Genomic DNA, 12,179 nt, shown 5'->3' with positions numbered 1-12,179 from the left:
CCTTCCGAATTTTTCCGTTTCCGCTCAACGGTATGCACGTTATGTTGGGTGATAGGAAAGACGGCGCGGCGGCTAGCCGCGCCGGGTTCAGCGGCACTTTCGCCGCCGTCTGACCGGTGTCGGGATAGCCGCCTCAGGGATCAGCCGGAACGCGCTCAGGCGCGCGGTTCGACGACCCATGCACCGTTGCGCTCGACCAACACGCGATCGAACGCGAATTCATCCAGATTGTGCTCGTGACCAGGCAGCGCCTGGATTACCACTTCGCCGGCGTCGCGTAACGCGGCGACGCTCACGCGCAAGGCGTCGTCGTGCTGCCACGGCGCGAGAATCGCGCTGCTGCGCGCTTCGACCGGCGAGATGCGCGCCACTTCACGCAGATCGAGCGAAAAACCCGTTGCCGCACGAGCGCGTCCATAGGCCTGGCCGACGTGGTCGTAACGGCCGCCGCGGGCCACCGCGTTCGGCACGCCGTCGACATACGCGGAGAACATCACGCCGCTGTGGTACGCGTAGCCACGCAGGTCGGCAAGATCGATCATCACTTCGGCGCCGTCCACCTGGCTCGCGAGGAACGCGAGGTCGTCGAGCGCGCGGGCGATCGCCGGTGCGTTGGGCAGGCGCGCCCGCGCTTCGTCGAGCATCGACGCGTCGCCGTACAGCGTCGGCAGCGCGCGCAACGCGTCGCGAATGACCGGCGTGAGCCCCGCCGTCAGCTCGACGAGGCGCGGCACGTCCTTGCCCGCCAGCGCGTCGTACAGCGACTGCCCAAGGTCCGCCGCGGCCGGCTCAGCTTCGATCAGGGCCGCCAGCACGCCGGCGTGACACAGATCGAGGCGTACTTTGGCGAGCCCCGCAAGACGCAGCGCGTCGAGCATGAGTTGCTGGATCTCCAGATCCGCTTCGAGGCCGGCGTGACCGTAGATTTCCGCGCCGATCTGAATCTGCTCGCGCGTCGCGTGCAGGCCGCGCGGCCGCGTGTGAGCGACGTTGCCCGCGTAGCAAAGACGCGTGACGCCCTGGCGGTTCAGCAGATGTGCATCGATACGTGCAACCTGCGGCGTGATGTCGGCGCGCAGGCCGAGTGTGCGGCCGGACAATTGGTCAACGAGCTTGAAGGTGCGCAGATTCAGATCATGGCCGCCGCTGGTAAGCAGCGACTCGAGGTATTCGAGCAGCGGCGGCATCACCATCTCGTAGCCGTACGAACGGAAACGGTCCAGCAAATGGCGCCGCAACTCTTCGATCTTGCGGGCTTCCGACGGCAGCACGTCGGCAATATTCTCGGGAAGTAACCAGGTCGACATCGATACAGTCCTACGACGTTGAACACGGCGGCTGAAGCGCCGGTAAGTGAGTGTGAGAATGGCGGGCGGCGGCTGGATTCTGGCGACGATCGCGGGCATCGGCCTGGTCCGCCCACAGCGCTTCAAGCGGATATCGGCGCGCCTTACAGCGCCCACCGCACCCAAAGCGTGCCTCGGCCCTTGCGAGCAATCGGGCATGCACCACGTGCCGCCCACTCGCCGACGTCGCCCGTCAGGTCACGATAAACAGCAGGATCAGCCCGAGCAGCATCACGATCAGACCGCCCACGCGAATCTGATGCGCAGGCCGTTCCGCTATTTTACGGAACGTGTCGCGCCAGGCGGCCGGAAAAACGAAGGGGAACATCCCCTCGATAATCAGCATCAACGCGATCGCGAGCAGTAACGAGCCGGCTATATCCATGCGAATTCAACGGGCCGCGATACGAATGCCGCGGCCTTCCGGTTATCAGTGTTTGCGCGAGGCCGCGGGAGCGTCCGGCGTAACACCACCGGTCGGACTACGCATGAAGCGGAAGAACTCGTTGTTCGGATCGACCACGATCAGATCGCCCGGCTTGAAGGTCTTCTTGTATGCCTGCATGCTCAGATAAAACTGGTAGAACTGCGGATCCTTGCCGAATGCTTCGGCGGCGATTTCCGCTGCCTTCGCATCGCCTTCGCCGCGGATGGTCTGCGCCTGGCTGTAACCGTCGGCGAGCACCGCCTGCTGCTGCGCGAGCGCGTCAGCCTTGATCTGGTTGGCCTCGGCCGCGCCCTTCGCGCGCTCGTCGGCGGCGATCTGTTCGCGGGCAGCGATCATCCGCTTGAAGACCGAATCGGTCATCTCCGCCGGGAAATCGACGCGCGTCAGTTGCACGTCGACCACCGACACGCCCAGTGAGGCCGCGCCCTTGTCGATCGCGCCGCGAGCTTCGTCGGCAACGCTTTGCTGTTTGGCGAGCGCGTCGGCCAGCGTGAACTGGCCGAACGCATCGCCGAGCGCCGCGCGCGACAGCAACGCGAGCCGGTCCGGCAGGCTCTGCACATCGCCCCTGGTTTCGGCGAACAGCTTGAGCGGATCGGTGACGCGGAACCTGATGACCGGATTGACCAGCAGTTCGGTCTTATCCGACGTGGCGAAGCGGTCTTCGTCCGGTGCGTCGAGCGACTGGATGCGGTTGTCCACCAGCGTGACCGTTTGCAGAGGCGGCGGCAATTTGACGTGCAGACCCGGGCCGAGCAACATGGATGGCGTATCGCCTCGCGACGACAACACGGCCATGTGCCGCTGATCGACGACGAACACCATCGACGAAGCCGCGAACAGCACAATGACGACAGCCACGACGAGCGCAATGATCTTGTTCATGTTGTGCGCTCCTTATTGAACGTCGTCTTCGCGCATGCGATTGCGGAAGGCTTCGCGTGAACGCATCGAGGCGCCGCTAGCTCTCGGCTCGCTGGCGGGCACATCGCTCGCGGCGGCAGCCGATGCGGCTCCCGCGACCGGCGCGGAAGCGCCCGACGGTGCCACGGCGCTTGCCCCTTGCGGCGCACCGGCAGCCGCCGCGCCCGGCGTGGCCGCGGCCGCATCGGTGACGCGCTGGCGGGCCTGCTCGGCCAGCTTGTCGAGCGGCAGATACAACACGTTGTTGCCGTTCTTGCTGTCCACAAACACCTTGGTCGTAGTCGAGTAGATCTGCTGCATGGTTTCCATGTACATGCGAGTGCGGATCACAGCGGGCGCTTTCGAATACTGCGCGAAGACCTGCTTGAAGCGGTCGGCTTCCCCTTGCGCCTGCGCCACCGTCTTTTCGCTGTAGGTCTTCGCTTCTTCTATCTGCCGCGCCACGTCGGCTTGCGCGCGTGGCAACAGATCCGCCGCATAGGCCTGCGCATCGCGCTTCGCGCGCTCGTTTTCCTGGCGCACCTTGGCGGCGTCGTCGAACGCGGCCTGCACCTGGTCGGGCATCTGCACGCTCTGGATCGTCACGCCCGTCACGGCGAGACCGGATTCGTATTGATCGAGGGATTGCTGGATCGCCGCCACCAGTTGCTGGCGCATTGTTTCGCGATCCTGATCGAGGACTTCGTTCACGCTGCGCGCACCGACGATGCCGCGCACCGCCGCCTGTGCAGCACGCGTTACGCTTTGATCGGGGTCACCGCTGCGGAACAGATAATCAGTGGGCTTGCGCACCTGGTATTGCACCGCGAAGCGAACGTCGACGATGTCGCCGTCGTGCGTGAGCATCGAAGCGTCCTTCACGTTCGCCGGACGCACCACGTTGTTGCGCCCGATCTCGACCTGACGGACCTGGCCGATATTGACGAACTCATGTGCTTCGAACGGATACGGCAGACGCCAGTGCACGCCCTGCCCGGCGGTGTAGCGATACTTGCCGAACTGCATGACGACCGCGGCCTGACCATCCTGAACGACGAACACGCCGCTGCCGAGATAGATCGCGATCAGCACGCCGATCACGATGCCCACACCGATGCGCGCGCCACGTCCGCTGTCCGGACGGCCGCCGCCTGCACCACCGCCCTTGCGGCCGAAGATCCGGCTCAAGCGGCGGTTGAAATCACGCCACATCTCGTCGAGATCGGGCGGACCTTCGCCGTCCTTCGGCGGACGCTTGGGATCGTTGGGCCGTTGCCGGTCACCGTTGCCGTCCCCCCGGCCCCAGCGCGGATCGTTCAGTGAAAGCAAGGCGCGCATGCGCAGCCAGATACTCCGCTCGTTGTAATCGTTCACCTGTGTTCGTTCACCAGAGTAGACAGCGGGTCAGTGCAATTGGAACGGGTCAGTGCCCGAGTTCTGGAACCTTGCGGTCGTCGCGCGGTGCTGCCGACCGGTCTTCTTCCGACCGATCGATCAACGAATCGGCAAGCGGTTCAGCAGTAGCGATTTCAGCGATGGCAGCACGCAACGTATCCAGCCCTTGCCCGGTGCGCGCGCTCAAAAAGACGCGCGAAATATTACCATACTCATCCCGCTCGACCGCGTCGCCACGGGCCGCCAACTCCGGCACCGCGTCGATCTTGTTGAACACCAGCACCTGGCGGATCGTGTCCGCGCCGATTGCGTGCAATACCTCGTTCACCTGATCGATCTGGTCGAGGCGCACCGCGCTCGACGCATCGACCACATGCAGGAGCAGGTCGGCATGAATGGTTTCTTCGAGCGTGGCCCGAAACGCCGCGACCAGCTGGTGAGGCAATTCGCGGATGAAGCCGACCGTGTCGGACACCACCACCTGCCCCGCTTCGTCGCCGAGGTAGACGCGCCGCGAGGTCGTGTCGAGCGTCGCGAACAGCTGGTCGGCGGCATACGCCTGAGCTTTCGTGAGCGCGTTGAACAGCGTGGACTTGCCCGCATTCGTATAGCCGACGAGCGATACCGACATCGTCTGGTTGCGGCTGCGCGCGCGGCGCTGCGTGCCGTGCTGACGGCGCAGTTTTTCGAGCCGCGTCTTGAGCGCCTTGATGCGCTCGCCGATCAGACGGCGGTCGGTTTCGAGCTGCGTTTCGCCGGGGCCGCGCAAACCGATACCGCCTTTCTGGCGTTCGAGGTGAGTCCACGCACGAATCAGCCGGGTCGACAGATATTGCAGCTGCGCGAGTTCCACCTGCAGCTTGCCTTCGTGGCTGCGGGCGCGCTGCGCAAAAATATCGAGGATGAGACTCGTGCGATCGACCACGCGCCGATTAAGCGCCTGCTCCAGATTGCGCTGCTGCGCAGGGGCCAGAGCGTGATTGAAGATCACAAGTTCGATGTCGTTCGCCTCACAGGCAAGACGCAATTCTTCGGCCTTGCCGCTGCCGACGAACATCTTTGCGTCGGGACTGGAGCGGCGTCCGGTGAGGGTGACTAAGGGATTCGCGCCCGCGCTTTGCGCGAGCAGGCTGAGTTCTTCGAGACTGGCTTCGAAATCGATCTTACCGAAGTCGATGCCGACAAGCGCTGCATTGATCAAATTGGAGGGTATCAAAATGAGGCGGCCGGGAGTAATCGCCAACGGGCGACGCTGCGCCGGCCGCGACGGGGGTTAGGACTGTTCGGAATCCGGGTGGAAATTCACCGGGCGGGCTGGCACGACCGTCGAAATTGCGTGCTTGTAGACCATCTGGGTGACCGTATTCCGGAGCAACACGACGTACTGGTCGAACGATTCGATGTTCCCTTGAAGCTTGATGCCGTTGACCAGGTAGATCGACACCGGCACATGCTCTTTACGCAGTGCGTTCAAAAACGGGTCTTGTAACAATTGCCCTTTGTTGCTCATAGCAAACTCCGTATTTTTTTGCAGGTTGACTGAATTGACGGTGAGGAAAAAGAGATCAGCCGCCAACCGCTACACTATAGCCGATTTTCGTTTTTGCGCGAGACCCGGGGTCCTGCGCCCAAACCCAACACGCACGCGGGTTTCAGCCTTTGTCCGCGTAAGGGTTCGTCGATGATCTGAACTCTATTCGCAATGGAGTCCCAGTCAGCTTGAAAGTTTCCCTGAAGCGGTTTTCGAGGTAGCGTTTATACGTTTCGGTGATCGCATCGAGCGCGTTACCATGAATCACGATGATCGGCGGATTCTGTCCACCCTGGTGCGCGTAACGCAGTTTCGGCCGCACCGGACCACGACGGCGCGGCTGCTGGAATTCGACCGCATCGATCAGCGCGCGCGTGAGCTTCGGCGTCGGCAGCTTGGCCATCGCCGCGGTGTATGCATCGTCGACTGAACGCATCAACGGACCAATACCGGTTTTCTCCGCAGCGGAAATGAAATGGAATTTCGCGAAGTCGAGAAATTTTAGTTTGCGCTCGAGGTCCGCTTTGGTGCGCTCGCGCACATGCGGATCAAGACCGTCCCACTTGTTCACGCCCACCACCAGCGCACGGCCCTGCTCCACGACGAAGCCGGCAATGTGCGCGTCCTGTTCGGAGATGTCCTGGCGCGCGTCGAGCAGCAGGATCACGACGTTCGCATCCGAGATCGATTGCAGCGTCTTCACCACCGAGAATTTCTCGATCGCTTCGAACACCTTGCCGCGGCGGCGCAGGCCGGCCGTGTCGATCAGCGTGTACGGCTTGCCCTGACGCTCGAAGTCGACGTAGATCGAATCGCGCGTCGTGCCCGGCATGTCGAACGCGATCACGCGCTCTTCGCCCACCAGCGCATTGATCAGCGTCGACTTGCCGACGTTCGGACGGCCGACGATCGCGATCTTCACGCCGCGCGCCGCTTTCTCGTCGTCGCTTTCCTCCGGCTGGCCGGCGTACGCGACGCCGAGCGCCTCGTCGATCATTTCCGTGACGCCGTCGCCGTGCGCGGCCGAAATCGCACGCGGGTCGCCGAGACCGAGTTCGTAGAAGTCGGCGGCGACAGTCGTGTACTTCATGCCCTCGGCCTTGTTGACGACGAGGAAGATCGGCCGGCCGACCTTGCGCAGATAGTCGGCAATCGACTTGTCCTGCGGCGCGAGACCGTTGCGGCCGTCGACGATGAACACGACGATGTCGGATTCTTCGACCGCCTGGCGCGTTTGACGCGCCATCTCGTGAAGGATGCCGTCTTTCGCGACCGGTTCGAAGCCGCCGGTATCGACGACCAGATACGGCCGCTCGCCGGTGCGCCCTTCGCCGTAATGGCGATCACGGGTGAGACCGGGCAGGTCGGCAACCAGCGCGTCACGCGAGCGCGTGAGGCGGTTGAACAGCGTGGATTTCCCCACATTGGGGCGCCCGACTAGGGCAATAACGGGTTTCATCAGATGTTGTTCACGGTGAAACGCGGGATCGAAATCGACCGCTCGCGTAGCGACGCCATGCGACCGCCACACGGCAGCGTTTGACGAAAATTATCACGAATTCGACCTGCCCCGGATGTGCGGGCAATATGCACACTCGGGCGGACGGGGATTTGGCTGTATGGGCAGCGCCAATGGGCCGCCAGATTCAGTCTTTCTTGCTCGACGGCCCGCACGTCCGTTCGCGGGCGATGGATCTGCGGGAGCGCCGACAGATGGTGCCGCAAGCAACCACCGAGGGACACGAGGCTCACACGTGCCCTGTCTGATCCGACTTGCCGGAGCAGCCACTCCGGCAGAATTCTTCTACTTGCCTGGGCGAGACGACAACAATCAAAACCAGCTCGACAGAAACGCGCGCGGCCGGCGAAGCCGGCCTGCGCGCTCGACGGCAAGCCTCACGCGATCAGCGCGGGCGATAGCCGTACAGGCCGCCGTCGCGCGTCTGCACGACCAGCGTCTCGCCGGCCAGCACCGGCGCCGCGGTAATCGCGCTGCCGTCGGTCTTCGCGCGGGCGACGAGCGTGCCGTCGGCAGCTGACAGGAAATGCACGTAGCCTTGATAGTCGCCAAACACCGCAGCGCGGCCCAGCAGGAACGGCACGCTCAGATCGCGGTTCTTCAGCTGGTCGTTCTTCCACAGCACTGCGCCCGTATTGACGTCGAACGCCGACGCCACCGACCAGTCGTCCGCCGCCACCACGATGCGGTCATCCTGTGCGAGGCCGCTCGTGCTCGAGAACGCCTTTTCCCACGCCACGCGGCCCGAGTTCGCATCGAAACAGCCAATCTGGCCCTGGAACGTCACCGCGCAGGTTTGCGAACCGACCAGCGTGGGCGGACCGGTCACGTCGTTGATACGCTCCACCTCCGTCACACCCTTCGGATATGACACCGGGGTCTGCCAGTAGGCGTCGCCGGATTGCAGGTTGATCGCGGCGAACGAACCGCCCGGGAACCCGGCCAGCACGGCCGCGTCGCCCGCGAAGGTCATGCCCGCCGACACCCGCAGATTGAGCGGCACCGCGCGGTTGCGGTAGTTCCACTTCTGCTCGCCGGTTTGCGCATTGAACGCAACGAGCTGGCCGTCGACCGTGCGCACCACCACGAGACCGTTGCCGACCAACGGCGGCGAAATGATTTCACCCGGCGCCTTGGCGGTCCACAACTGTTTGCCGTCCGCGCCGAGCACGTAGACGTCGCCCTTCAGACCACCGACCGCCGTGAGCGTGCCGTCGCTGCCGACGCCCGCCGACAGATCGTCACGCAGCTTGACGCGCCAGATGTCCTTGCCGGTTTGCGCGTCGATCTTCGCGACCGAGCCGTTCGCACCTGCTGCGAACACCGCGTTGCCGACGGCGACCGGCGCGAACAGGTAACGGCCCGCCTTGCCCACGCTCGCCGTCCAGGCCTGCTGCACGTCGAGCACGGGTTTGAACTCGGTGAGCGGCGTCGGCACACGGCGCTCGTCTTTCGTGGATGAGCAAGCCGTCATCGTGAGGACGGTCATCGCACAGATAACGGGCACGGCGTAACGTTTCAGCAGATTCATCGGTGGACGAAGCATTCAGGAAATTAATTAAAGGAGACCGGTTGGTCGTTCGTGCGGCGATCAGCCGCCCAGCGCGTCCAGCTTGAACTGAATCAACTGGCGTGCCGAGCTGTCGTTTTTCGACAGCGAGTCGAGCGCGAGTTTGTAGGCCGTGCGCGCATCTTCGCGCTTGCCCTGAGCGGCGAGCAGGTCACCGCGGCGGTTCGCCACGATACCCTTGAACGCGTCGGATTGTGGATCGGCAAGCAACGCGAGGCCCTGGTCGTAAGCCTTCTCGTCGAGCAGCAGCGAAGCCATGCGCAGTTTGGCGATCTGCTTGAACTCGTCGTCCTTCGCGTGATCGATGGTCCATTGCAACTGGGCCTTCGCACCGGCTTCGTCGCCTGCTGCATAGAGCGCCCTGGCTGCGCCCAGCGCGCTCATCTGCGCATACGCGGTGCGGCTGAACTTGTCTTCCATGTCGGTAGCGGCGCGCGTGATCCGGGCCTTGTCGCCCGATGCCACGGCTTGCTGCACCTGGTCATACAGCACCGCGGCTTCCGCCGCCTGGCGCCGTTGCCAGAAATTCCAGCCGTTCCACCCGGCTGCTGCAACTAATGCCACCAGCACGATCCACGTGGTTGCATTGCCCCACTGCGTCCACCATGCCTTCAGACTTTCAATCGATTCTTGTTCGTCGTGGTAACTCATTGCCCGGCGATTTCCTCTTTCTCGATTCGTGTGCGTGTCGAGCCAACCGGCCCGACGACATCGCGATCAGTCGTCGCCGTCTTCGGCGGTTGCAACCATCGCATTGATTAGAAATTCGGTCAAGTCTTCGGCGGGCACGTTATGTTGCTCGTTTTTACCACCGTTAGCCTTTGTATCGCGCAGCGGTTTGACACCGACCGTGCCGTTCGCGATTTCGTCTTTGCCGAGCACCACCGCGAACGCCGCACCGCTCGCATCGGCGCGCTTCATCTGCGATTTGAAGCTGGCCGTCTGACCGTCGGCGCTGCAATGCAGGATCACGTCGAGGCCCGTATCGCGCAGACGTTCCGCGATGATGAAGGCCTGCTCGCGCGCGGCGTCACCCTGATGGACCACGTACACGTCGCAGCCTTCGGCCTCGGGCACGAGATCTTCTTCCTTCAGCAATTCGAGAATCCGCTCCACGCCCATCGCCCAGCCGCAGGCTGCCGTCGGCTTGCCGCCGAGCTGCTCGATCAGCGGATCGTAACGGCCGCCCGCCGCCACCGTGCCTTGCGCGCCAAGCTTGTCGGTCACCCACTCGAACACGGTCAGATTGTAGTAATCAAGTCCGCGCACGAGACGCGGATTGATCGTGAACGGAACGTTGTTCGCCTTCAGGATGCGCTGCAAACCTTCGAAGTGCGCACGCGACTCGTCACCGAGAAAATCGATCAGCTTCGGCGCATTCTGCGCGACTTCCTGCATGGCCGGATTTTTCGTGTCCAGCACGCGCAGCGGGTTCGTGTAGAGACGGCGCTTCGCCTCTTCGTCGAGCACGTCGACATGCTTTTCGAGGTACGCGATCAGTTCGACACGATGGGCCGCGCGTTCTTCCGCCAGACCAAGCGAATTGATTTCGAGCTTGATACCCATCAGGCCGAGGTCGTCCCACAGCCGCTGGCACATCATGATGATTTCAGCGTCGGCATCCGGGCCCGCGAAGCCCAGCGCTTCCACACCGACCTGATGGAACTGGCGATAACGGCCGCGTTGCGGACGCTCGTGACGGAACATCGGACCGACGTACCACAAACGCTTCGGGCCGTCGTACAGCATGTTGTGTTCGATCGCCGCGCGCACGACCGCCGCCGTGTTCTCGGGACGCATGGTCAGATTTTCACCATTCAATGCGTCGGTGAAGCTGTACATCTCTTTCTCGACGATGTCGGTCACTTCGCCGATACCGCGCTTGAACAGCTGCGTATGCTCAACGATCGGCGTACGAATATTCTGGTATCCGTACGAACGCAGCATCGACTTGACGGTGGTTTCGAAAAACTCCCACAGCCCGGCTTCCTGTGGAAGGATGTCGTTCATGCCTTTCACGCCGGAGAGCTTTTCGAGCTTTTTCTTCTGTTCAGTCATCTGTCTTCGATAGCCGATGTTTAGTTGAGTGCTTCAGCGCGGCCGTAGCGGCGCTCGACATAGTCACTCACGATTTGCTGGAATTCTTGCGCGATGTGCTCGCCGCGCAGCGTCTTGACCTTCTCGCCGTCGATGAACACCGGCGCGGCCGGGTTTTCGCCCGAACCCGGCAGGCTGATACCGATGTTGGCCTGTTTCGATTCGCCCGGGCCGTTGACGATGCAGCCCATCACTGCGACGTGCATCTTTTCGACGCCAGGATACTGGTCGCGCCACACCGGCATCTGCGTGCGCAGATAGGTCTGTATTTGCGACGCCAGTTCCTGGAACAGCGTGCTGGTGGTGCGGCCGCAACCCGGGCAGGCGATTACCATCGGCGTGAACGACCGCAGCCCCATGGTCTGCAGAATTTCCTGGCCGACGATCACCTCGCCGGTGCGCGAAGCGCCTGGCTCCGGCGTGAGCGAGATACGGATCGTGTCGCCTATGCCCTGCTGCAACAGCACGGACAATGCCGCCGTCGACGCAACGATGCCCTTCGAACCCATGCCGGCTTCGGTCAAGCCGAGATGCAGCGCGAATTCGCAACGGCGCGCGAGTTCGCGGTACACGGCGATCAGGTCCTGCACGCCGCTGACCTTGCACGACAGAATGATCTTGTCGCGCCCGAGGCCGAGTTCGACCGCGCGTTCCGCCGAGCCGATCGCCGACTGGATCAGCGCTTCGTACATCACGCTTTGCGCTTCCCACGGCGTGGCACGCGACGCGTTTTCGTCCATCATCTTCGCGAGCAGATCCTGATCGAGACTGCCCCAGTTGACGCCGATGCGCACCGGCTTGTCGTACTTCACCGCGGCTTCGATCATCTGCGCGAACTGCGTGTCACGCTTCGCGCCGTGGCCGACGTTGCCCGGATTGATCCGATACTTCGACAGCGACTCCGCGCACGCGGGGTAATCGCGCAGAAGCAGATGGCCGTTGTAGTGGAAGTCGCCGACCAGCGGCACCGACACACCCATGCGGTCGAGCTGCTCCCGCACGGCCGGCACGGCCGCGGCCGCTTCCGGCGTGTTCACCGTGATGCGCACCAGTTCCGAACCGGCTTGCGCCAGTTCCTTGATCTGGATCGCGGTGCCGATCGCGTCCGCCGTGTCCGTGTTGGTCATCGACTGCACGCGCACCGGCGCGTCGCCGCCGATGGTGACGAGCTGGCCGCCCCAACGGACGTCGACCGCGTGCGACTTGCGCCGCGCAGCGTGGCCGCCGAACACCGGTTCGTTAGAAACGATCTTGCTACTGGATCGGGATTGAGCTTCGGATTGCATCGAAAAACCCATTTACGCCGCATGCGCTACACAAAAACGTAGCGCCTGAATTGAAAAAGCGCCGCGGACCGGTTGGCCGCGGCG

Annotated in this window: 11 protein-coding genes; all 11 read right to left on the bottom strand. The window is 63.2% G+C overall.

Annotated elements, in window-relative coordinates; all coding sequences use genetic code 11:
• Positions 1 to 155: 155 nt before the first annotated feature.
• The 11 genes from CIC12_RS30310 to ispG all read right to left on the bottom strand — a co-directional run bounded on the left by CIC12_RS30310 (position 156) and on the right by ispG (position 12,107).
• Positions 156 to 1,307 (bottom strand): ATP phosphoribosyltransferase regulatory subunit, encoded by a 1,152-nt coding sequence (locus CIC12_RS30310; RefSeq protein WP_168669861.1) that lies wholly within the window; start codon positions 1,305 to 1,307, stop codon positions 156 to 158.
• A gap of 232 nt (positions 1,308 to 1,539) precedes the next feature.
• The gene (locus CIC12_RS30305) at positions 1,540 to 1,731 is read right to left on the bottom strand and encodes a DUF2065 domain-containing protein (RefSeq protein ID WP_121317405.1); all 192 of its coding nucleotides are present in this window, start codon (positions 1,729 to 1,731) and stop codon (positions 1,540 to 1,542) included.
• 45 nt (positions 1,732 to 1,776) lie between these two features.
• Positions 1,777 to 2,679: a protease modulator HflC gene (gene hflC / locus CIC12_RS30300; protein ID WP_168669860.1), complete on the bottom strand. Its 903-nt coding sequence runs from the start codon at positions 2,677 to 2,679 to the stop codon at positions 1,777 to 1,779.
• A gap of 12 nt (positions 2,680 to 2,691) precedes the next feature.
• Positions 2,692 to 4,071: an FtsH protease activity modulator HflK gene (hflK, locus tag CIC12_RS30295; protein ID WP_168669859.1), complete on the bottom strand. Its 1,380-nt coding sequence runs from the start codon at positions 4,069 to 4,071 to the stop codon at positions 2,692 to 2,694.
• A 49-nt stretch (positions 4,072 to 4,120) separates the two neighbouring features.
• Positions 4,121 to 5,293 (bottom strand): GTPase HflX, encoded by a 1,173-nt coding sequence (gene hflX, locus CIC12_RS30290; protein WP_238812969.1) that lies wholly within the window; start codon positions 5,291 to 5,293, stop codon positions 4,121 to 4,123.
• Between the two features lie 72 nt (positions 5,294 to 5,365).
• Positions 5,366 to 5,602, bottom strand: coding sequence for an RNA chaperone Hfq (gene hfq / locus CIC12_RS30285; protein ID WP_006051315.1), 237 nt, complete (start codon positions 5,600 to 5,602; stop codon positions 5,366 to 5,368).
• Positions 5,603 to 5,744: 142 nt separating this feature from the next.
• Complete coding sequence (gene der, locus CIC12_RS30280) at positions 5,745 to 7,082, bottom strand: ribosome biogenesis GTPase Der (RefSeq protein WP_121317397.1); 1,338 nt, start codon at positions 7,080 to 7,082, stop codon at positions 5,745 to 5,747.
• A gap of 445 nt (positions 7,083 to 7,527) precedes the next feature.
• Positions 7,528 to 8,673: an outer membrane protein assembly factor BamB gene (bamB, locus tag CIC12_RS30275; RefSeq protein ID WP_168669857.1), complete on the bottom strand. Its 1,146-nt coding sequence runs from the start codon at positions 8,671 to 8,673 to the stop codon at positions 7,528 to 7,530.
• 60 nt (positions 8,674 to 8,733) lie between these two features.
• A complete protein-coding gene (locus CIC12_RS30270; RefSeq protein WP_168669856.1) occupies positions 8,734 to 9,363 on the bottom strand; it encodes a YfgM family protein in 630 nt (209 codons plus the stop codon).
• Positions 9,364 to 9,429: 66 nt separating this feature from the next.
• Positions 9,430 to 10,770, bottom strand: a complete 1,341-nt coding sequence (gene hisS, locus CIC12_RS30265; protein ID WP_168669855.1) for a histidine--tRNA ligase — start codon at positions 10,768 to 10,770, stop codon at positions 9,430 to 9,432.
• Between the two features lie 20 nt (positions 10,771 to 10,790).
• The gene (gene ispG, locus CIC12_RS30260) at positions 10,791 to 12,107 is read right to left on the bottom strand and encodes a flavodoxin-dependent (E)-4-hydroxy-3-methylbut-2-enyl-diphosphate synthase (RefSeq protein ID WP_168669854.1); all 1,317 of its coding nucleotides are present in this window, start codon (positions 12,105 to 12,107) and stop codon (positions 10,791 to 10,793) included.
• Positions 12,108 to 12,179 lie beyond the last annotated feature (72 nt).

It is taken from the genome of Paraburkholderia sp. SG-MS1, assembly GCF_012275575.1.
GTDB lineage: Bacteria > Pseudomonadota > Gammaproteobacteria > Burkholderiales > Burkholderiaceae > Paraburkholderia.
The sequence above is the reverse complement of the archived record's forward strand: the minus strand, read 5'-3'. Positions and strand labels throughout refer to the sequence as shown.